The following is a 21,065-nucleotide window of genomic DNA, read 5'->3' on the forward strand; positions in this document are numbered from 1 at the left end:
GGCTCTAGGTGTGAAGAGGATCTCCGGGAAACAGGGGCAGTACTACATTGAAGGTCGCACCGTGGCTTTTATTGTTTTCCGCCCAGAGGCGCCCTCCATGGGCTTCAACAATCGAGCGTGATACGGCTAATCCTATTCCCATACCTTTATTCTTGGTCGTCACAAACGAGTCAAAGATCCGTTCCGTATCGTCGACACCTGGTCCGTTGTCGACTACCTGGATGAGCAGCTTGTTTGAATCTTTAGCAAGTACTCGGAGTAAAACCAACGGCGACACCTGCGATCCTTCCAGTGCCTCAATGGCATTCAAGATTAAATTGATGACGACCTGCTGAATCTGAATCCGGTCGGCTATGACGGTAGGGAGAGGCTCTTCGAGGTGAACCTCAATGGGAACCCCGCGCTTTTTGGGGTCTTCTTCCACGAATCGAACGACCTCACGGACTATGTCTGGAATATTGACGTCCTTCTTCTCGAACGACTCTTGTTTGAACAGTGCGCGAATATGCTGCATCGTTTCATCTGCTGCTCGGGCGTCTCGTATAACGCGGTCGATCGATGCGTTCACCTCTGCTATATCGGGCGACGCGGTATTCAGCCATCTCTTTGTTGCCTGAGCGTTTGCCAATATGGACATGAGCGGCTGGTTCAATTCGTGCGCAATTGAGGCTGAAAGTTCCGCGACGGTGGCATATCGTGATGCTCTGGCCAGCTTGGTACGCGTTTCTTGGAGGTGGTCCTCTGCGCGTTTCCGCTCATCGATGTCTATTGATAGCCCGTACCACTGGATAATTTTCCCTTGTGGATCTCGCAGTGGCTCCCCACTGGTTTGATGCCATCTGTACTCCCCATCGGCGCGCCGTAAACGGTTGACAATGTTGTACGATTCTCCGGCTTCAATAGCTCGTGAAAACGCCTTCGCAGTCTCTTCGCGGTCGTCGGGATGGATGAACCTCTCCCATCTATGATTGACGAACTCTTCGAAGGGCGCTCCATAGTAGTTGAGTAGCCTTTGGGAAAGATGAGTGATCTCTCCGGTCGGTGACGTGGACCAGATCATTGAGGGAATTGTTTCAACAATGCGCCGTAGCTCATACTCTCGGGCCTGCAGATTCTGTTCAGCGACCTTCAGCGCATTGATATCGAACAGAATTCCATACCATTTAATGATCTCCCCTTCGTCGTCACGAAGTGGAAGGCTTCGGTTCAGGAACCAGTGGTAGACCCCATCGGCTTTGCGGCAGCGTAGTTCCAATTCAACAGGATCTCCTAATGCCAGTCGTGCTTTTAATTCAGGAAGTATTCGCTCGGCGTCATCGGGATGGAGCGCATTTGCCCAGCCCCATTCCATTGCCTCGTCTCTGGTCTGGCCGGAGTAATCGAGCCAGCTCTGGCTTATGAAATCAACTCTTCCGTCAGGCAGGGATGTTCCCACATAAGCAGGAATCAGATCGATCAGGGTACGTAGCTCTCTCTCGCTCTTTCTGATCGTTTCTTCCGCATGCTTTGCTTCGGTAATATCGATCACTGCTCCGGTGAATTCAAAACCGTCAGAATCAATCTCGTGTGGCCTCGCGAGTACCCGGAGATGCTTCACACGGCCATTTCTCAACAGCAGACGGTGAGTGAAATCGATAGCGCCGCTGGTAGTCAACGCCTTTGCCATGACATCTCTGACTAAATCTCGATCGTCGGGATGGACGCGATCCATAATCATATCGAGCGTGATCGTTATGGCCCGGTCGTATTCGAAGATGCGATAGGTTTCGGCCGACCAGGTAATTGTGCCGCAATGCGGCCGCCACCCAAAGCTGCCTGTGTGGCTAAGAGTTTGCGCTCCCTCCAGGTAGGCTTCATGGCGCTTCAGTTCCTGAGTCAGAAGCTCGTGCTCCGTAACGTCTATGGCGTTGCCGATAATTCTTTGCAGGGTTCCGTTATCCAGAACGGGGGCGCCAATGCAACGGATGTACCTGACCTCACCGTTTGGGCGGATAATCCGCTTTGTGACGTCACATCCCAGGCTCTCCGCGAGCATTCGCTTGATGAGGTCTGCCATGAACTCGCGGTCGAGAGGATGGACAAGCGCCAGATAGCCTTCAAGCGACGGTGGGTCTTTTACCGGATCAAGGCCGTAGATGCGGAACAGTTCATGAGACCAGTATTCAAAAGCTCCTCGGGGATTGAAGGCCCAACTGCCGATGTGACCGAGACGCTGCGCTTCAGCTAAATAGAATTGGCTCCTCTCCGACTCCTGAGTGGCTTTTATCTGACGCTCTTCGGCTTTCCTCTGGTCATCAATGTCGGTACTAGAACCGTTCCATTTGATGAGGTTACCGGCGTCATCAAATACTGGAACCTTCTGATGCAGCATCCAGCGGTAAACCCCGTCCGCTCTCCGCACGCGTGATGTTTCCTGGAAAGGCTTTCCTCTGGCAAAGGAGTCGCGCATCTTCTGCACGAAGTGGATGGCATCTTCAGGATGAATAAGGGACGTCCATCCCCATCCCAGCAGCCTTTCCAGTGGTTCGCCGGTGAAGTTGAGCCACGTCTTATTGAAGAAATCGAGGAAGCCGTCAGGGCGTGCTGTGTGGAGTAGGGCAGGGGACAAGTGCACGATTTGCCGAAGACTTAGGCTCGGTTCCTCAGGAGAAATCCGGTCATTGTTTGACACAGCGCACATGGGACACCGTTGAAGACCAGGGATGGGCGCTTCGCAGTCGTCTCAGGGAACGGAAGATCGACAGCGAAAGAGAGGCATTGCCGAAGTCAATGATAGTCTTCCGATCCGCTACCAGAAATATGTAATTTCGGCGCCTGGTATGTGTTGCTAGGATCGCCTTGGCTTGAGTGATGCCATCGCTCGCGATTGCAAGGGCACAGAATGCAGGTGAACACGATGCACGTTACTGGACACCTCCAGCTGTGACGTAATTGCGAGAGCTATCGCTGGGAAGACGAGAAACGAAGGAGAACCAAAATGTCTTTAGATCGGCAAATAAACCGCATAGCAATCGTTGGGACGGGGGTGATCGGCGCAAGTTGGGCCGCACTGTTCCTGGCGCGAGGCTTGGAAGTGATTGCTACCGATCCTGCGCCAAACGCTGAGAAGAATTTGCGGGACTACATAGACGCCGCGTGGCCAGACCTCATCAGTCTGGGGTTATCAACCGGGGCTACTCGTGATCGCTTGTCATTCACCAGCAATATGGCTGAAGCGCTTGAGGGCGCTGATCTGGTTCAAGAAAACGGCCCTGAACGTGCGGAATTCAAGATCAAGTTATTTGCCGACATGGATGCAATGACCGCTGTAGGAACGATCATCGCATCGAGTTCTTCCGGAATTCCTATGAGCGTCACACAATCGGCGTGCAAGCATCCGGAGCGTTGCGTGATCGGGCATCCGTTCAACCCACCTCACCTTATTCCACTGGTTGAGGTCGTCGGTGGGGAAAAGACGTCATCAGAGACTATCGAACGTGCGATCGCTTTCTACGCTTCAATCGGCAAGAGGCCGATTCATCTTCGTAAAGAAGTCGTTGGCCACGTCGCGAATCGTTTGCAGGCTGCTCTCTACCGGGAAATAACCTATCTGATCGAGCAGGACGTCCTCAGTGTTGCCGATGCGGACGCGGCTGTTAGCTGGGGCCCAGGCCTTCGTTGGGGAGTCATGGGGCCCAACTTGCTCTTCCATTTGGGAGGAGGACAGGGAGGCATTCATCACTTCATGGACCAATTCACAGGTCCGATGACGACGTGGTGGAAGAACCTGGGAAATCCGGAGCTCACGCCCGAACTCAAAGAGAAAATCGTTGCCGGCGTTCTGGCTGAAGCCAAAGATCAGTCAATCGATGAACTAGGCAAAGAACGAGATCGAATCCTCCTGGGATTACTCGGCTTAAGGGGCAGCGCGAAGTAGGCGCTGCCACGATCCAGGTGGAGTACTTACCAGCAACGGGCTGAACGAGCGGAGAGAAGGGTGCTTTATGTCGAAAACACGAACTGACTTGAATACGGCTGTGAATGGAAGCGGACGGGTTTATTTCATTGACGCGAGCGGCGGCCGGATTCTCTCAACGAATCCTGATGGGGCCGATCTTAAGGTACTTGTGACTGACCGTCACCGCATCCCGGATGGCATCGTCGTCGATGTCAAAGCCGGTTACATCTATTGGACTGAGATGGGTATCCCAAGCGCGGAAGACGGATCGATCGAGCGCGCCGATCTCGACGGTAGCAATCATGTCACGGTAGTTCCGAACGGCAAGACGTTTACGCCGAAACAGTTGCAGCTCGATAAGCGTAACGGGAAACTCTATTGGTGTGACCGTGAAGGGATGCGGGTGATGCGGTCGAACCTCGACGGAAGTCAGATCGAGACGCTGGTACAAACGGGGCAGGGTGAGGATGACAGGTCCGAGTTGACTCGTTGGTGCGTCGGGATAGCGATCGACACCGAAGACGACAAGCTGTATTGGACTCAGAAAGGGCCCGATAACGCCGGCCTGGGAAGGATCTTCCGGGCAGGCTTGGAGATTCCCAAAGGGGAGACGCCTTCCTCACGCTCCGATATCGAATTGATGTTCGATCGTCTTCCGGAACCCATTGACCTTGATCTCGATCTTAAGCACCGCGTCCTTTACTGGACGGACCGCGGTGATCCTCCGCGAGGGAACACGGTGAACCGTGCCCCGTTGGATGCTGCACCACTATCAATCGAACCGGAAATTGTATACACGCACCTGATGGAGGGCATCGGGCTTGCCCTGGATGTCGCCGGCGACCGGATGTTTATGGCCGACCTTGGTGGCTCTCTGTATAGCGCAAGCCTGGATGGCTCTAAACACAAGACTTTGCTTGCAGCACAAGGCAATCTGACGGGCGTTGCATACGTCGATTGATGGTTTGAAACGCTACAGGCAAACACAACGGCAAGTGTCAGGAGGCGGAGATGTCAGAAGTACTCAGTCAAAATGCGGTAGCTCAAGAGGTAAAAAAGCCGAAGGTGCTTCCTAAGCCAAACAGCGATTTCTACCAGGTGTTCCAGTTGCTGTCAGAGGCTGAGCAACAGAAGGTTCTGAAGGTCCGCCAGTTCATGGAGTCCTCTGTCGCGCCAGTGATCAATGATTATTGGGCGAAGGACGAGTTCCCCTATGAGCTGATACCCGGAATTCGTGATCTCCAGATCGCCGGCCTCGGCTATGAGGGGTACGAGTGTGCAGGGGGCAGCAATCTGCTGGCGTGTTACGTCGCCATGGAGATCGCGAGAATTGACTGCTCAGTCGCTACGTTTTTCGGGGTGCATAGCGGCCTGGCGATGGGGTCAATCTTTCTTTGTGGGTCGGAGGAGCAAAAGAAGAAGTGGCTGCCTCCGATGGCACGCCTCGAAAAGATTGGCTCGTTTGGACTAACTGAGCCTCTGGTGGGCTCTGGCGCTTCAGGTGGGCTTGGAACTACTGCCCGGCGAGAGGGGGATACCTGGATTCTGAATGGGCAAAAGAAGTGGATCGGCAACTCGACCTGGGGACATCTGACGATCATCTGGGCCAGGGATGTTGCCGACAACCAGGTCAAGGGCTTCATTGTAGAAAACAATACTCCAGGGTTTAAGGTCGAAAAGATTCAGCACAAGATGGCGCTTCGCGTCGTTCAGAACGGCCTCATCACCATGCAAGACTGCCGGGTTCCAGAAGAAAACCGCCTCCAGAACGACACATCCTTTCGAGACACGGCGCGGGTTCTAAGAATGACCCGTGGTTTCGTAGCCTGGGAGGCCGTTGGGTGCCAGATGGGCGCCTATGAAAATGCGTTAGCGTATGCACAAACCCGCGAACAGTTCGGTAAGCCGATAGCGTCGTTTCAGCTTATTCAGGATCTTCTGGTCAAGATGATCGGCAATATCACAGCCTGCCAGTGCATGGTCGTCCGCCTGTCCCAACTTCAGGACCAGGGAAAGCTTGCCGATGAACATGCATCCCTTGCGAAGGCATTCTGCACCGTAAAAATGCGGGAAACCGTTGGTTATGCAAGAGAGCTTCTTGGTGCGAATGGCATTCTCCTCGACTACAACGTGGGACGTTTCGTAGCGGACTGCGAAGCGATCTATTCCTACGAAGGAACGCGAGAGATGAATACCCTCATCGTCGGTCGAGCCATCTCCGGATTCAGCGCCTTTGTTTAGGCGCTGAATCTTCCATTTCAGCGAGAGGCAAAGATGATCTATACCCATACCATAGGCCGGGCTATCCAGTATTTTCCGAATCATATTGCCATTCGGAAGGAGAGTGGGGCCGTGACCTTCCTCGAACTCGATTCGCGAGTAAGAGGGATTGCGGCTACACTCCGGCAGCAAGGATTCCTGGGGGGAGACCGGCTTGCGCTTCTCATGCCCAACGGGCCTGACTATATTGAGTTGATCTACGCATGCGGCCTGCTGGGGATCATCGCTGTTCCCATCAACACGCGTTATGCCCAGGCGGAGATTGACCGGTTACTCAAGGACGCTCGGCCCCGCGGCATTATCCGTCATTCCAAATTGCCTTCGCCGACGGTTCGGCTTCAGTGGGAGTGCGTGATCGATGTCGAGCCGTTACAGGAATCCGGAGAACCCTACGGCGGTGAGTTTTATGATCCGCAGGCGGTTCTTGCACTGATATACACCAGTGGAACGACCGGTCAGCCCAAAGGTGCAGCGCTAACCCACAGCGGCATCTTTTCGAACATCTATGATCTCGATTATTGGCTCGCGTACAGAGAACAGGCGGTGTTTCTTCATGCCTCGCCGATGTTCCATATCGCCGATTTCCCGGCCATATTTGCTGCTCCGGTGTTCGGAGCCACTCAGGCAACGCTGGCTCGTTTCGATCCGGAGGCATTCTGTAAACGGGTTGAGGTGGATCAGGTAACCCACACCGTACTCGTTCCCACGATGATCAATGCGCTCTGCCGGTTTGAGCAACTTGGGGAGCATAATCTGCAGTCGTTGGATGTCCTGGCATATGGAGGCTCCCCGATAGCACCTTCACTGGTGCGTGAAGTCCGCGAGAAACTCCCTAACGCAAAGCTGCTTCAGGTCTACGGATTAAGTGAAGCAGGCTTCCTGACGGGCCTCAAGGATGAAGAGCATACAGAAGCGAGGCTGCGCTCTTGCGGACGGACCTGTCCAGGCGTCGACTTGAGAGTCATAACCGCGAATGGACAACAGGCATCAGCAGGAGAACTCGGTGAGCTGGTAGCGCGAGGGCCTGGCATCATGATGGGTTACTGGCGTGACGTTGAAGAGCAGCTTCCAGGCCATGACACAGAAGTTGACGAAACGGCTGCGGTTCTACGGGAGGGAGCGTTTCATACCGGAGACATCGGCTACCAGGATCCGGAGGGGTATTTCTTTATCGTAGACCGCGCGAAAGAGATGATCGTCAGCGGCGGCGAGAACGTGTACTCCGGCGAAGTTGAAGCGGCTATCTATGAATTACCCCAGGTGAAAGAAGCAGCCGTATTCGGTATTCCCGATCCCAAATGGGGGGAGATCGTAGCCGCGGCAATCGTTCTCCGCCAGGGTGCTTCTTTATCTGCGGCCGAAGTCATTGAGTATTGTCGCGGGCGGATCGCGGCGTACAAGTTACCGCGCCATATCGATTTCGTGCTTGACGAACTTCCCAAATCAGGCTCGGGCAAGATTCTGAAACGAACCTTGCGCGAGAGGTATTGGGAAGGACAACCCAGGCGCGTTTAGCCAGCGTAAAGGCACACAAAATCTCAGAACAATCTCGGCTTGTCGGGCGAGGGAATTGAGTGAGGAGGGATATATGAGCGTTCAAACGATATTTTCAGGACTAAAGGTTGTGGATCTTGCCAGCTTCATCGCAGGACCAGCCGCCGCAACGGTGCTCTCAGATTTCGGGGCTGAGGTAATCAAGGTGGAGCCACCGGGCTTTGGAGATCCTTACCGGATCTTCCCTCGAACGCCGCCCAACCCGTCCTCCGATATCAACTATTCCTGGCAGTTGACGAACAGGAACAAACGCGGCATCGCACTTGATCTCAAAAATCCGGAAGCCCGCGAGGTCCTCGAGACCATGATCAAGTGGGCAGACGTATTCATTACGAACTATCCGCCCCGTGTCCGTGCATCTCTTGGTTTGACATATGAGGATGTCTCGCCTCTGAACGACCGTCTTATTTATGCCGATATCACAGGCTATGGAGATTTTGGACCGCGAGCGGACGAACCAGGTTACGACGTTACTGCATATTGGGCACGCAGTGGACTGATGGCGATGACCCGCGATGCTGGAGGGGATCCGACTCTGCCGATCCCTGGAATTGGTGATCATGCAACTGCGATCTCTCTCTACTCCGCGATTGTGACAGCGTTATACCAGCGAGAGCGAACCGGTAAAGGCACAAGGGTCACGACTTCTCTTATCGCTGAGGGGGCGTGGGCAGCGGCGACGTGGATCGAGGGTGCGCTTAATAACGCCAAGTTCTTCGGCCTGCATGATCGCAAAAACCCTCCAAACGCACTGTTCAACCCATACCCAACCAGCGACGGGCGTTGGCTTCTATTGCTGATAGCGCAGCAGGATCGTGATTGGCCAGCCCTGGTAAATGCAATCGGCAGGCCGGAGCTCCTCGGAGATGCAAGATTCTCTGACGTGAAGAGCAGGAGTGCGAACGCAAGTGCTCTCGCTACCGCGCTGAATCAGGCCTTCTCCAGCAAATCCCTTGCTGAGTGGAAACAGATCTTCGAAGCAACGCGGATTACCGTCGGCGTCGTGCAGAACCTGGATGAGGTTGTGCATGACGAACAGATGCTGGCGAACAAGATCATTGTGCCTGTTGAGGGCACCGACAAGCCTGTATCCACAGTGAACAGTCCGATGCAGGTGATCGGGGCGGAGAAGGTCACTCCACGGCGGGCTCCGGGTGTTGGGGAGCATACAAGGGAAGTGCTTCTCGGTCTCGGTTTCTCGGAGGAGAAAGTTGAGGCTCTGCGCTTGAGTGGTGCGGCTCCGCAAGCACCCCATGCTGATGCTCCTGCGCCATCTCATGCGCCAGGTAAACCGATCTAGCCGAGAGGAGATTTTATGAATTCCAGTCAAGCCACGCTTGAAAATGTCGCTTATGAAACTAAAGGGTCTATCGCCTACGTCACACTGAATCGGCCGAAGGTGATGAACGCCCTGAATCGGCAGACGATTCAGGAGCTAAAGTCCGCATTCCAGACTGCGAAAGACGATCCCGCCGTTGCCGGCATTATTCTTACCGGCTCAGGAGAAAAAGCCTTTATTGCAGGTGCGGACATTGCTGAACTCTCGGAGATCACGGGAGACAAGGCGGGAGAGTTTTCTGAGAAGGGCCAGGAAGTATTCACCTTTATCGAGACTCTCGGAAAGCCTGTTATCGCGGCCATCAACGGGTTTGCACTCGGTGGGGGGTGTGAGACGGCAATGGCGTGCACGATACGAGTGGCGGTTGATCACGCAAAGTTTGGCCAGCCCGAGGTCAAGCTCGGAATCATTCCTGGCTACGGCGGCACACAACGGCTTCCACGCCTGGTGGGAAAAGGGCGGGCTCTGCAGTTGATCTTGACGGGCGACCTGATTGACGCTCACGAAGCACTCCGGATTGGCCTGGTGAATGAAGTTGTCTCACAGGCGGATCTTATGCCGCGTTGCGAAGCGATCCTCAAACAGATCGGCGCCAATGCTCCCTTAGCGATTCAGTATTCCATCGATGCAGTCAATAAAGGGACTGATACCGACCTGATTTCAGGACTAAAGCTCGAGGCAGAGTACTTCGCACTTGCCGCAGGAAGCGAGGATCGGATGGAAGGTACTTCTGCCTTTATCGAAAAACGGCCGCCCCATTTTCAAGGAAGATGAGTAGCCGCCAAACACATACAAATCCTCGGCCTGAAGTGTAACCAGCTAGAGTTGTCGACGGTGCGCAAATGAGCGCATTGAGACACATCTGGAAGAGGTTGCCATTCGGGCCATGACCGAAGGAGAGGACTATGAGCGACATTGTCGGTACTCAGGACGGGGCCATTCTTAGGATCGAATTGAATCGACCGCAAAAGAAGAATGCGCTCACATCAGAGATGTATATCACGATTGCCGAGCTGCTCAATGGCGCCCAGAGCAATCCCGAAGTCAGAGTTGTGCTGATCCACTCATCAGGAGACGTATTTTCCGCCGGCAATGATCTGCAGGACTTCATCGACCATCCTCCGGGCACAGGGGATGGTCCCCAGAAAAAGCTGATCGACGCGCTTTCCCGGCTTGACATACCGCTTGTGGCCGCTGTTCGTGGAGCAGCGGTAGGGTCTGGTGCCACGATGCTGAGCTATTGCGATTTTGTCTACGTGGGAGAGAGTTCTAAGTTCCAATATCCGTTCATCAACCTCGCGGTCGTGCCGGAGTTCGGGACCAGCTTCTCTCTGCCTGAACAAGTGGGCTATCTGCGCGCCGCAGAGGTCATTCTCCTGGGGCATCCCTTCGATGCAACAGTTGCGCAATCGATGGGACTCGTTACGAAGGTCCTGCCCGACAGCGAGGTATTTGAAGTGGCTGTGCGAACCTCGAACGAGCTAGCGCAGAAACCGGCTGGAGCTCTGCAGGCCTCCAAACAACTTATGCGACGACAGATCCGGCCACACGTGGAGCAAGCGGTGCAAGCTGAACTCGTAGAGTTCAGCGAGAAGGTCCGCTCTGCTGAGGCACGTGAGGCGTTTGCAGCATTCTTTGAGAAGCGGCCACCTCGATTCAACACAAGTGCGTCACCGCCCGCTCATTCTGAGTGAAAGGAACGATAGTATTTGCGGTCTCGATCGTTGGCCGCATCTTTTTAAGCTACAGAAATCAAGGGGGACCTTATATGTCGAACAAGATTCCGCGCGTAGTAATTGTAGGAGGAGGATTCGGCGGGCTTGCGACGGCAAAGGCGCTCCGCGGTGCACCCGTTAGTGTTCTCCTCGTTGATCGGAATAACCATCACGTATTCCAACCGCTTCTTTATCAGGTGGCGACCTCGGTCCTTGCACCAGGTCAAATCGCGGCTCCGATCCGAGGACTACTTGCTGCTCAGGAAAACACGTCGGTCATGCTCGGGAACGTGACCGGCGTTAACGCTGAGCTGAAGAGAATCACTATCGACGCAAATGATCAAACCGGTGTTGAGATTGATTATGACTATCTGGTCCTTGCGACAGGAGCAACGCACAGCTATTTTGGACACGATGAGTTCGCTGCATTTGCTCCAGGATTGAAAAGTCTCGCGGATGCTGAATCTCTGCGGAATCACATTCTCACTGTCTTCGAAAAGGCGGAACTGGAGGACGATGCTCCCCGTCGGCATGCTCTGATGACGTTTGTGCTGGTTGGGGCTGGTCCAACTGGAGTCGAAATGGCCAGTGCAATCGCTGTTATGGTTCGAACGACCCTCCGCAAAGACTTTCGGAATATCGACCCCGCCACGGCGCGAATTGTTCTTGCGGACATGGGGCAACGTCCACTCGGAACATTTGCGGAGGAGCTGTCCGAGGCCGCCAAACTACGTTTGTTGCAGCTGGGTGTAGAAGTACGCCTCGGCAAGCCAGTCCAATCAATTGACGAAGATGGCGCAGTCGTGGGTGATGAACGAATTCCAAGTAAGACAGTGATCTGGACGGCCGGTGTGGCGCCATCGCCGGCTGGCAAGTGGCTTGGTTGTGAAGTTGATCGCGCAGGGCGTGTTCGTATCCGTCCTGATCTCACTGTCTCGAATCGTCCCGAGGTGTATGTGATTGGCGATACTGCCTCCCTGGATCAGGACGGTCGCCCTCTACCTGGAGTAGCCCAGGTTGCGATGCAGCAGGGACGATATGTCGCTAAGGCGATTCTTCGGAAAATCGAAATGAGACCGCCGTTATCCCCGTTCCGTTATTTTGATAAGGGGAATCTGGCGGTCGTTGGCAAGAACTTTGCAGTTCTACAAAGTCGCGGCGTCAAGATCAGTGGCTTTATTGCTTGGCTCGTTTGGGCACTCATCCACATTCAGTTTCTAGCCGACAGCAGCTTGCGTTTTAGCGTATTCCTTCAGTGGCTAATGACCTATGTCAGCGGGAGACGTGGCGATCGCCTGATCATCCAGGGCCGAAAGACATCGTGATCAACAGCGGCACGGTGTGAAAAATCTGCACTGCGTGACGATGCGGAAACACTTGCTGCCTGGAGCCCGAGTTGGAGAGCTTGAGCGGCGAAACGATTTATATAACGTCGATTAGCAAGGAATTGCGGGGCAGGGAGAGACGAAACCTTGCCCCGCAATTCTTAAGGTTTATGGCTATCAAACTTCCGCCATGTGCTTCGGCGATCGACCGGCTCACGGACAGTCCAACGCCCAACCGCTCATCTTTGTTGGTGAAGAACGCATCAAAGATGCGTTCTGGGGCTTCTATCCCACGGCCGCTGTCATCCACTTCTACGATCACGCTGTCGTCCGAAAGGAGGGTTCGAACCGTGATCGTTTGCGGATGAGGGTATTGCGGTACAAGAGCTTCGGAGGCATTGTGTATCAAATTAATGAGTACTTGCTGAATCTGAATGGCATCTGCTTCGGTTGTGGGAAGTCCAGGGTGCAAATCAGCGGAGACCTGTATGTTGCGAGCTCGCAGCGTAGGCTCTAAAAGCTTCAACACTTGTTTGACTAGGTCGTTCAACTGGATAGTACTCCGAGATGGTGACTGGTGTTTAAATAATGCACGCGTTTCGTGTACGACATTTCCGACCGCCATGCCGTCGCGGAGGATACCCTCGATTGCCATTTTGGCCCGTGCGAGATCCGGAGTTTCCCTTGACATCCAGTTGAGTGCGGCGCTCGCATTTGCGACGACGGCTGAAATTGGTTGAACAATTTCATGTGAGATGAATGCAGAAAGCTCTGCAATCGTGGCAAGTTGACTGGCTCGCGCGATCCGTTCCTTTGCAAGATCGAGCGCCGCGCCGGCGCGTTTCGCATCGTCGATATCAATATTTATACCCACCCAATAGAGCAGATCTCCGCCCTTTGTTTTCAATGGCTCTGCCCGTACGCTGAACCACCTATTTCCGCCATCGCCTTCGAGAAGGCGAACCTGGAGGTCGCCGGCTGAATGTTGTCGAAGACACGCAGCCCATTGCCTCCTGGCGTGGGGATGATCCTCGGGATGGATGAAGATCAAGTGGGACTCCCAATCTCCGCCAACTTCTTCGCCATACCGGAGGCTATGGAGTTGTGGAAGTCCGAGATAGCTCGCGGTCGCTTCGTTAACAAAGACGACAGCGCCTGCGGGTGTCGCATACCAGGTTTGGATCGGAATGAGATTGAGCGTTGTCCGTAGCTGCGCCTCCAGCGGTGAGTGTTGGTGTATCGAGGGATGAAACTGTAACGCGGTGAACAGCCAGATCTCTTCCGGCCCATCCGAATGTCCGAAGGCGATCAATTCGACATGAGTGTAACTTGCGGGGCGCGCGCCGCGTAGGCGGACATATATACGGAGCGGGAGGCCCGTAGATAGCGATTCCTGCCAGGCATGGATAGCCTGTGGCTTGTCGTCATCAACGAGGAGATCGAGCCAGTAGGTTCCTCCGGGAGGCTCCACGCGCGCACCGGTGAGCTGTTCCAGCGCGAGATTGGCGTAGATGCAGTGGCCGTCGGAATGCACCAACCATGAGGGATGAGGCGAACCTTGAACAAACGCTCTTATATCTATGGCGGCAGTCATCGCTTCCAACTCTTCTAGCAAACCGATGGGATCAGCGAATTGCCGACATCTCTGTGGCGGTCTACACCGGCTCCGTCCAGCATTCAACATGAGAAGCGTATTACGAAAGATGGCGGGATACTCATTACATCTTTCTGGTATTCCCAAATGTTATTCGGTTGCTTCATGTGACTGCTATTGCGCTCTCGGCTGGAGGCATTTGCACGCTACCAGAAACATGTAATTTCTAAGTCCTTTCGGTGTTGTTTACTATCACGCTGTCAGAAGCCAGATGCAGTTCGCGGCACCTGTCAAATCCTGATAACGCCCGATCGATAACAGCCATCATGGAGCGGTTTGAGAAGGAAGATCAGAATATGCAGAGGAAACGTTACAGAAGTCCGACTTGTGTTGCGAGTGTAATTACAGCCTTGTCTCTGAAGGCCCCGCTATTTGCTCAAGGGAAAACGCCGAGCACACTAGCTCCCGCCTCAACCGCTGCACACCAGATATTTGACCTCTCAATCTTTGTTGTCACGATTACGGGAGCGATCTTCCTGGCGGTCGGAGGTTTGCTCGCTACGGCGCTTTACAAGTTTAGAGCTCGCAGGTCTGACCCTATGATCGAGCCCGCGCAGATTTATGGTAGTACGCAGATCGAGCTGGCATGGACTGTAGTGCCGATATTGATCGTAGTTGTGCTATTCCTAACTACTGCGAGAATCATCTTCGCAATTCAAGATGCTCCAAAGCCGCCCGGTGCTCTTGATGTGACGGCCATTGGCCATCAATTCTGGTGGGAGTTTCGCTACCCAAAATATGGAATTGTCACGGCGAATGAACTGCACATACCGGTAAGCCCCGAGTTGGCCCCGAAGCCAACGTTTCTTAAGTTGACGTCGGCAGATGTGAATCATAGCTTCTGGATTCCGCAGTTGGCGGGTAAGACCGATTTGATCGCGAATCACGTGAATACCATGTGGCTCGCCCCCCAAAAATCCGGCCTTTTTCTCGGACAATGCGCGCAGTTCTGTGGCTCGCAACACGCCATGATGTTGTTGCGGGTCTATGTGGATACGCCAGAGCAGTTTGATGCATGGATCAAAAATCAACAGCGTTCCGGCAGGCAGGATGCACAGGTCGCTGCGGGGCGAAAGGTTTTTGAAACACAGGCATGCATGAACTGCCATGCTGTTGCAGGAACCGCTGCAGCCGGAAGGTTCGGGCCCGACCTTACCCACCTGATGAGTCGAGCGACGTTAGCTTCTGGCGCCATGGATAACACGCCGGAGAACCTGCGTCAGTGGATCAAGGCTCCAGATACGTTCAAGCAGAGCGCTCTTATGCCGGCTATGCAGCTAAACGATGAGCAGCTCGACCAAGTGACTGCTTATCTTCTGACCCTGAAGTGACCAGAGGAGACTTAATATGAGCGACTATTCAGTTTCAGCTCACGAGGCATTTGGCCCACCGGTCTCCGTGAAAAAGCGGGGGACCTTTCTGGAGAGCCTGCACGCATGGGTGGTCACGGTTGACCACAAGCGTCTTGGGATTCTTTATATCCTCTACTCCACGTTCTTTTTGCTTGTCGCAGGCGCTGAAGCTCTCCTCATGCGCCTACAGTTGGCATATCCTCACAACCAGCTTCTCAGTCCGCAAGTCTACAACCGTTTTTTTACGATGCACGGCACGACCATGGTGTTTCTGGTCGGAATGCCGTTCCTTTTCGGGTTCGGAAATTACATCGTTCCGCTGCAGATCGGAGCTCGGGATATGGCATTTCCTCGCTTGAATGCGTTTAGCTTTTGGCTAACCGCATTCGGCGGCCTCCTGCTCTACTACAGTTTTCTTGGTGGAGGAGGATTGTATGGAGTTGGAAATGCCCCGGATGTCGGTTGGTTTGCATACGCTCCTCTGACGGCTCGCTCCTTCTCTCCTGGACACGCAACGGACTACTGGGCACTTGCTCTGATTGTGAGCGGCTTCGGAACGCTGGGTACTGCGGTGAACATCATCGCCACGATTGTATCGATGCGTTGCAAGGGCATGACACTCATGCGGATGCCGTTGTTTACGTGGCTTTTCCTGGTCGTAAGCATGCTCACTTTGGTGACGATCACGCCACTGACGGCGGCTCAGTTCATGTTGCTCATCGATCGATACCTCGGAGGCCACTTCTTCGACACACAGGCAGGCGGATCGTCATTGGTATGGATCCATTTCTTTTGGATCTTCGGTCACCCTGAGGTTTACGTGTTGGTGATGCCAGCCTTCGCAATAGCGAATGAGGTGATTCCGGTCTTCTGCCGGAAGGCGATCTTTGGTTACCCAGCCATGGTGGCTGCATCGGTTGGCATTATGTTTGTGAGCCTTGGTGTCTGGGCTCATCATATGTTCACCGTTGGGATGACCTCTGTATCGAATGCTTTCTTCACTCTGTCTACGATGTTGGTGGGAGTTCCAACAGGGATCAAAATATTCAATTGGATCGCTACGCTATGGGGCGGGCGAATACGGTTTACCACGCCGATGCTCTTCTGTATCGGATTTCTCTTCCAATTCCTGATCGCCGGCCTTACCGGAATTATGTTATCGGTCTCCCCTTGGGACTGGCAGCTCCATAACTCATACTTCGTGATTGCACACTTCCACTATGTACTGGTGGGCGCCGTCGTCTTCTGCATTTTTGCGGCGCTCTACTTCTGGTATCCCAAGGCTACGGGCAAATTGATGGACGAAACCCTAGGTAAGTGGCATTTCTGGCTTTTCACCATAGGCTTTCACATCACCTTTGACACGATGCATTTCCTGGGACTTCTCGGAATGCCGAGGTCAATCTATACGTATCAACCCGACCGTGGTTGGAACTTTTTGAATCTGATCGTTTCAATCGGAGGCGTGATTCAGGGCATTGCTGTTTTGATCTTCGCATTCAACTTCGTCCGTTCCTATTTCCGGGGCAAGATCGCCGGTGACGATCCATGGGATGCCTGGACGCTTGAATGGACAACGTCATCTCCACCGCCGGCCTATAACTTTGAGCAAACTCCTGAGGTGCATAGTCGCAGGCCGCTCTGGGACCTCAAACATCCGGATGATCCTGATTGGGAGTATGAAGCATGAGCTCGATTCCACTTCGCGTACCTGAGGATGCTCTTAAGTGGCGTCTTCCATATAAAAGTCGAGTCGGCATGGCCGCGTTGATCGTCGGAGAGAGTGCGCTATTCACGATATTTGTCGTCGCCTACATCTTTTATCTGGGCAGGAGCCTCACAGGCCCAAAGCCATCCGACGTCCTGGAAGTTCCTGTTCTGGGCACAATATGCCTGCTATCGAGCAGCTTGACCATCTGGCGTGCAGAGCGCGCGATCGAGAATGACCGAAGAAGAAGTTTTACCGTTTGGCTCGCAACGACGGTCGTGCTCGCCGTGTGCTTCCTGGTCGGGACCGCGCTGGAGTGGCACAAGCTGATCTACCGCGACGGGCTAACGATCAGTACCAACCTGTTCGGTACAACGTTCTATTCTCTCGTCGGCCTCCACGCCACACACGTCATCGTCGGTCTATTCCTTCTTAGTGCGGTTCTCCTGTTTTCTCTGTTTGGCTGGATCGACCAGCGCCAGAGTGACCGTTTTAGCGTAGTGGCTCTCTACTGGCACTTCGTCGACGCGGTTTGGGTCGTTGTTTTCACAGTGGTGTACCTAATCGGACGGTGATGGTGATGACTGGTCAAACGACAGCGAAAAGCGAAGATAAGTTGATCGAAATGCCGGCGGGCACGGCTTGGCCGATCATGCTTGCTTTTGGAGTGACCCTTTGCTTTGCAAGTTTAGTTACGAATGCAGGCGTCGGTGTCGCGGGCCTGATCGTTGTGGGTTGCGGAGTTTACGGGTGGGCAAGACAGGTACTGCCTCATGAGCGTCACGAACTGATTCCGGTTCAGGAGAGAACGTTTGTACCGATGAGCGTGAGAACTCTCGTTTCCCATCTTCAGGTCAATGAGGTCCATCGGGCCTACCTCCCAGTCGAGAGTTATCCGGTCACATCAGGACTTCGCGGAGGGATTGCCGGCGGTATCGTGATGATCCTACCGGCCTTGCTCTTCGGATATCTTACGCAGCACAGCATTTGGTATGCGGTGAATCTCCTCGGCGGTGCAGGCGTCGCTCATTGGGCAAATGCTACGACGGCAGATATCGCTGCGTTCCATTGGAACGGGCTAATCATCGCGACTCTGATTCACGCCGCGGTCTGTACTCTTATCGGACTTCTCTACGGGGCGATGCTGCCTATGTGGCCCAAACGGCCCATCCTGCTGGGTGGTATCATCGCGCCGCTGCTCTGGACTGGTCTGTTGCATTCGATCCTTGGGTTCGTCAATCCGGCGTTCAATGCGCGGATCTCTTGGGGATGGTTCACCCTTTCGGAGATTCTTTTCGGTATCGTTGCCGGCGTTGTAGTCACAAGGTCGGCTAAGATCCGCACACACCAGGCCCTTCCGTTCATCCTGCGCATGGGGATTGAGACTAAAGAGTTCCGATCCAATAAAGGAGACCAGCGATGAAGCTGTGCATAAGGGAAGTTTTATTGCTGATTTGCCTGGTCCTTCTTATCGGATGTCACAGGCGGATCGGTGCGCCTGAAGATCGAGAAGAGCTGCTCAGGCCGGAGAAGGTTGTTTCTTTCGATCGTCTTTATAAGGCAAATTGTTCTGCCTGCCATGGTGAGAATGGCGCGGGGGGGCCCGCGATCGATCTCTCGAATCCGAACTACCAGGCGCTGGTTGATGACGCCTCGATGCGTCGATGGATTACATCCGGAATGCCGGGCACGCAGATGCCGGCCTTCGGGACATCCGCCGGAGGATTCCTCACCCCAGAACAGGTTGACGCGTTGATTACGGGAATGCGCTCTCGATGGTCCACGCAAACAGGCGTCAAGGAGGATATGCCCCCTTATCGTGCAACTGGAGCAGGTAATGCTGATCGTGGCAACGAGCTCTTTCGGTCCACCTGTTCTCCCTGCCACCAACAGAGTAGTCAGAAACTAGCAGATCCGAGCTATCTTTCCTTGGTCAGCGATCAAAGCCTTCGGACGATTGTGATCGCAGGTCGTCGTGATCTTGGGCATCCAGATTGGGTGCAGGTGCGGCATAACCAGCCGCTGGCGGATCAAGACGTGAGCGATGTTGTCGCTTACTTGAACTCGCTGCGGAACGATACTCCCGGCGGGCCTTATTCCGATACGAAGTCGAAGAGGTGACTTGTGAACGAAGAGAAAGTATCCGTGGGCCGCGATGATGAAGCGGCAATGCAAGAGGTACCTCGGACCATTTCGAGGAGATGGCTGCTTCTAAAGATTGGAGCAGCCTTCAACGCCGTCGTTGGAGTTGCCGTTGCCGTTCCGGTTCTAAAGTATCTCCTCTCACCGGTGAAACCTGATGACGCCTATAAATCGTGGGTATCACTCGGTCCCATTGAGTCTTTTCCAGTGGGTGAGACGCGCCTGGCGAAATTCATTAGCCCCGGCGGGCGGGCATGGGATGGGGAGACCGATGGTGTCGCTTGTTGGGTACGGCGTGTCGCTGTGAAGGAATTCCAGGTGTTTGCCATTAACTGCGCTCACCTGGGCTGTCCCGTTCGCTGGTTTCCGCAATCGCAACTGTTCATGTGCCCATGCCACGGAGGCGCCTACTATGCCGATGGCAGTCGTGCCTCCGGTCCCCCGGAAAGAGGCCTGTTTACCTACGATACGAAGATCGTAGAGGGCAGTCTTCAAATCAATGCGGGGCAACTGCCAACACTGGCTAACTCTGCCAGACTTATCCAGATTGAACCTGCCCGCGGAGGAACGCCATGCAATGGTTGAAACGGCTCTACCAGTGGACCGACAGCAGATTGCAGCTCGGCGAACCGATCAAAGAAATGGCGCTCCACCCGGTTCCTAACAAGACAGCCAGTTGGTGGTACGTCTTCGGTAGCGCGGCATTTGTGCTGCTGATGTTGCAGATTGTGACCGGGATTTTGCTTGCATTGGTGTATGTGCCGTCGGCTGGGCACGCGTGGGAGAGCTTGAACGTGCTTAACCACCAGCTAACTCTCGGTTGGTTCCTGCGTGCGATGCATGGTTGGGGTTCCAATTTTATGGTCGCCGTTGTGCTGATTCACATGGCACAGGTATTCCTCTTTGGCGCCTACAAATATCCACGCGAGTTGACATGGATACTCGGCGTCTTCCTTCTTCTGATGACCTTGGGGATGGCGTTTACGGGCCAGGTGCTGCGATTTGATCAAGACGCATATTGGGGATTAGGTATCGGAGCATCGATCGCCAGCCGCGTTCCTCTCGTGGGGAGTTCGGTGGTGCACCTGATGCTGGGTGGTCCAATCATTGCGGGTGCCACTCTTTCGCGCTTCTTTGCTTTTCACGTCTTTGTTATTCCGGGCATGCTGCTTATATTTGCCTGTCTCCATGTATGGATGGTTGTGAAACTTGGGGTCAATGAATGGCCGATGCCGGGACGCATCGTGCGACGGTCTACCTATGTCTCTGAGTATCACGAGCTAACCACGAAGGACGGAAGGCCGTTTGTTCCCGGAGCGGTTTGGAAAGACGCTTTTTTCTCTGCGGCGATTCTCGCCGCCGTTGCAGTATGCGCTGTGGTGCTTGGGCCGTACGGGCCGGGCGGCCAGCCAGATCCAACTATCATTCAGACCGCACCCAAACCCGATTTCTTCTTTCTCTGGCTGTATGCGGTTCTGTCATACCTGCCGCCGAGCCTCGAAACTCCGTTTTTGTTGATTGTTCCGGTACTGGGAATCGCCGCTTTGGTCGCACTCCCGTTCTATGCCGGAGAGGGCGAGAAGAGTTGGCATCGGCGTCCTGTTGCCGTCATTATGCTCACCACGATTGCTGTGAGTTGGGGTGTATTCACTCGTCTTGGTACCTTCACACCTTGGAGCCCCAAGATGAATGCCTGGAGCGGTGGACCCCCGGTGCCTAGCCGGTATATCCGCGAAACCAGCCCTCTGGTAAGGCAGGGCGCGATTGTCTTTCAATCGAAACAGTGCCGCAATTGCCACTCCATAGCGGGCGAGGGCGGCCAGCGGGGCCCGGCACTGGACCTTATTGCCACACGAATGACAGAAGATCAACTCATTCGTCAGGTATTGCAAGGTGGTGGGAACATGCCGGCATATGGAAAGAACCTCACGCCTGCGGAGGTCAACGCACTCGTCCAGTTTTTAGAAACGCTGCATCCGGCGAACCAGCCTCCGGCAACAGATGCATCCCGTAATACGGCTATGGCTGATGCCGAACCAAAACGTTAGAGGGAGGTCGA

The 21,065-nt window shown here is 54.2% G+C and carries 17 protein-coding genes; 15 read left to right on the plus strand and 2 right to left on the minus strand.

The window, feature by feature from the left end; genetic code table 11:
* Positions 1-4 precede the first annotated feature (4 nt).
* Positions 5-2,680 (minus strand): PAS domain-containing sensor histidine kinase, encoded by a 2,676-nt coding sequence (locus tag FTW19_RS13300; protein WP_147648084.1) that lies wholly within the window; start codon positions 2,678-2,680, stop codon positions 5-7.
* 297 nt (positions 2,681-2,977) lie between these two features.
* Between FTW19_RS13300 and FTW19_RS13305 the strand changes: the two genes are divergently transcribed.
* The 8 genes from FTW19_RS13305 to FTW19_RS13340 all read left to right on the plus strand — a co-directional run bounded on the left by FTW19_RS13305 (position 2,978) and on the right by FTW19_RS13340 (position 12,150).
* Positions 2,978-3,916 carry a 3-hydroxyacyl-CoA dehydrogenase NAD-binding domain-containing protein gene (locus FTW19_RS13305; protein WP_147648085.1) on the plus strand — a complete coding sequence of 313 codons (939 nt, stop codon included), beginning with the start codon at positions 2,978-2,980 and terminating at the stop codon, positions 3,914-3,916.
* A 67-nt stretch (positions 3,917-3,983) separates the two neighbouring features.
* Entirely contained in the window at positions 3,984-4,898 is a 915-nt protein-coding gene (locus tag FTW19_RS13310) for a 3-hydroxyacyl-CoA dehydrogenase (RefSeq protein WP_147648086.1), read from the plus strand.
* A gap of 50 nt (positions 4,899-4,948) precedes the next feature.
* Positions 4,949-6,178 carry an acyl-CoA dehydrogenase family protein gene (locus FTW19_RS13315; protein ID WP_147648087.1) on the plus strand — a complete coding sequence of 410 codons (1,230 nt, stop codon included), beginning with the start codon at positions 4,949-4,951 and terminating at the stop codon, positions 6,176-6,178.
* 33 nt (positions 6,179-6,211) lie between these two features.
* Positions 6,212-7,732, plus strand: coding sequence for a class I adenylate-forming enzyme family protein (locus FTW19_RS13320; RefSeq protein WP_147648088.1), 1,521 nt, complete (start codon positions 6,212-6,214; stop codon positions 7,730-7,732).
* A 73-nt stretch (positions 7,733-7,805) separates the two neighbouring features.
* Positions 7,806-9,071, plus strand: a complete 1,266-nt coding sequence (locus FTW19_RS13325; protein WP_147648089.1) for a CaiB/BaiF CoA transferase family protein — start codon at positions 7,806-7,808, stop codon at positions 9,069-9,071.
* A gap of 15 nt (positions 9,072-9,086) precedes the next feature.
* A complete protein-coding gene (locus FTW19_RS13330) occupies positions 9,087-9,884 on the plus strand; it encodes an enoyl-CoA hydratase-related protein (RefSeq protein WP_147648090.1) in 798 nt (265 codons plus the stop codon).
* Positions 9,885-10,015: 131 nt separating this feature from the next.
* Positions 10,016-10,804 (plus strand): enoyl-CoA hydratase-related protein, encoded by a 789-nt coding sequence (locus FTW19_RS13335; protein ID WP_147648091.1) that lies wholly within the window; start codon positions 10,016-10,018, stop codon positions 10,802-10,804.
* A 74-nt stretch (positions 10,805-10,878) separates the two neighbouring features.
* Positions 10,879-12,150, plus strand: coding sequence for an NAD(P)/FAD-dependent oxidoreductase (locus tag FTW19_RS13340; RefSeq protein ID WP_147648092.1), 1,272 nt, complete (start codon positions 10,879-10,881; stop codon positions 12,148-12,150).
* A 97-nt stretch (positions 12,151-12,247) separates the two neighbouring features.
* Here FTW19_RS13340 and FTW19_RS13345 read toward each other — a convergent pair whose 3' ends face one another.
* The gene (locus tag FTW19_RS13345) at positions 12,248-13,744 is read right to left on the minus strand and encodes a PAS domain-containing sensor histidine kinase (protein ID WP_187142968.1); all 1,497 of its coding nucleotides are present in this window, start codon (positions 13,742-13,744) and stop codon (positions 12,248-12,250) included.
* 410 nt (positions 13,745-14,154) lie between these two features.
* On the opposite strand from FTW19_RS13345, the gene coxB reads away from it, so the two are divergent.
* The 7 genes from coxB (at position 14,155) to FTW19_RS13380 (ending at position 21,054) form a co-directional block, all read left to right on the plus strand.
* Positions 14,155-15,135 carry a cytochrome c oxidase subunit II gene (gene coxB / locus FTW19_RS13350; RefSeq protein ID WP_246153753.1) on the plus strand — a complete coding sequence of 327 codons (981 nt, stop codon included), beginning with the start codon at positions 14,155-14,157 and terminating at the stop codon, positions 15,133-15,135.
* A gap of 16 nt (positions 15,136-15,151) precedes the next feature.
* On the plus strand, positions 15,152-16,846 hold the full coding sequence (gene ctaD, locus FTW19_RS13355) for a cytochrome c oxidase subunit I (protein ID WP_147648094.1): 1,695 nt from the start codon (positions 15,152-15,154) through the stop codon (positions 16,844-16,846).
* The gene (locus tag FTW19_RS13360) at positions 16,843-17,439 is read left to right on the plus strand and encodes a cytochrome c oxidase subunit 3 (RefSeq protein WP_147648095.1); all 597 of its coding nucleotides are present in this window, start codon (positions 16,843-16,845) and stop codon (positions 17,437-17,439) included. The genes ctaD and FTW19_RS13360 overlap by 4 nt, the downstream gene beginning before the upstream one ends.
* Before the next feature lie 245 nt (positions 17,440-17,684).
* Positions 17,685-18,287, plus strand: a complete 603-nt coding sequence (locus FTW19_RS13365) for a hypothetical protein (protein WP_246153282.1) — start codon at positions 17,685-17,687, stop codon at positions 18,285-18,287.
* Positions 18,284-18,985: a c-type cytochrome gene (locus FTW19_RS13370; protein WP_147648097.1), complete on the plus strand. Its 702-nt coding sequence runs from the start codon at positions 18,284-18,286 to the stop codon at positions 18,983-18,985. The genes FTW19_RS13365 and FTW19_RS13370 overlap by 4 nt, the downstream gene beginning before the upstream one ends.
* A 3-nt stretch (positions 18,986-18,988) precedes the next feature.
* The gene (locus tag FTW19_RS13375) at positions 18,989-19,591 is read left to right on the plus strand and encodes a ubiquinol-cytochrome c reductase iron-sulfur subunit (RefSeq protein WP_246153283.1); all 603 of its coding nucleotides are present in this window, start codon (positions 18,989-18,991) and stop codon (positions 19,589-19,591) included.
* Positions 19,579-21,054 (plus strand): cytochrome b N-terminal domain-containing protein, encoded by a 1,476-nt coding sequence (locus FTW19_RS13380; protein ID WP_147648098.1) that lies wholly within the window; start codon positions 19,579-19,581, stop codon positions 21,052-21,054. The genes FTW19_RS13375 and FTW19_RS13380 overlap by 13 nt, the downstream gene beginning before the upstream one ends.
* Positions 21,055-21,065: the final 11 nt, after the last annotated feature.

The sequence above is a fragment of the Terriglobus albidus genome (assembly GCF_008000815.1).
In the GTDB taxonomy this organism is placed as follows: domain Bacteria; phylum Acidobacteriota; class Terriglobia; order Terriglobales; family Acidobacteriaceae; genus Terriglobus; species Terriglobus albidus_A.

Bases quoted from the DNA above. Each gene is read 5' to 3' on its own strand.
- FTW19_RS13310 (WP_147648086.1), top strand. From the start codon at position 3,984: ATGTCGAAAACACGAACTGACTTGAATACGGCTGTGAATGGAAGCGGA.
- FTW19_RS13320 (WP_147648088.1), top strand. From the start codon at position 6,212: ATGATCTATACCCATACCATAGGCCGGGCTATCCAGTATTTTCCGAAT.
- FTW19_RS13345 (WP_187142968.1), bottom strand. From the start codon at position 13,744: ATGACTGCCGCCATAGATATAAGAGCGTTTGTTCAAGGTTCGCCTCAT.
- FTW19_RS13380 (WP_147648098.1), top strand. From the start codon at position 19,579: ATGCAATGGTTGAAACGGCTCTACCAGTGGACCGACAGCAGATTGCAG.
- FTW19_RS13360 (WP_147648095.1), top strand. From the start codon at position 16,843: ATGAGCTCGATTCCACTTCGCGTACCTGAGGATGCTCTTAAGTGGCGT.
- FTW19_RS13330 (WP_147648090.1), top strand. From the start codon at position 9,087: ATGAATTCCAGTCAAGCCACGCTTGAAAATGTCGCTTATGAAACTAAA.
- FTW19_RS13365 (WP_246153282.1), top strand. From the start codon at position 17,685: ATGAGCGTGAGAACTCTCGTTTCCCATCTTCAGGTCAATGAGGTCCAT.
- FTW19_RS13315 (WP_147648087.1), top strand. From the start codon at position 4,949: ATGTCAGAAGTACTCAGTCAAAATGCGGTAGCTCAAGAGGTAAAAAAG.
- ctaD (WP_147648094.1), top strand. From the start codon at position 15,152: ATGAGCGACTATTCAGTTTCAGCTCACGAGGCATTTGGCCCACCGGTC.
- FTW19_RS13340 (WP_147648092.1), top strand. From the start codon at position 10,879: ATGTCGAACAAGATTCCGCGCGTAGTAATTGTAGGAGGAGGATTCGGC.
- FTW19_RS13300 (WP_147648084.1), bottom strand. From the start codon at position 2,680: ATGTGCGCTGTGTCAAACAATGACCGGATTTCTCCTGAGGAACCGAGC.
- FTW19_RS13325 (WP_147648089.1), top strand. From the start codon at position 7,806: ATGAGCGTTCAAACGATATTTTCAGGACTAAAGGTTGTGGATCTTGCC.
- FTW19_RS13370 (WP_147648097.1), top strand. From the start codon at position 18,284: ATGAAGCTGTGCATAAGGGAAGTTTTATTGCTGATTTGCCTGGTCCTT.
- FTW19_RS13305 (WP_147648085.1), top strand. From the start codon at position 2,978: ATGTCTTTAGATCGGCAAATAAACCGCATAGCAATCGTTGGGACGGGG.
- FTW19_RS13335 (WP_147648091.1), top strand. From the start codon at position 10,016: ATGAGCGACATTGTCGGTACTCAGGACGGGGCCATTCTTAGGATCGAA.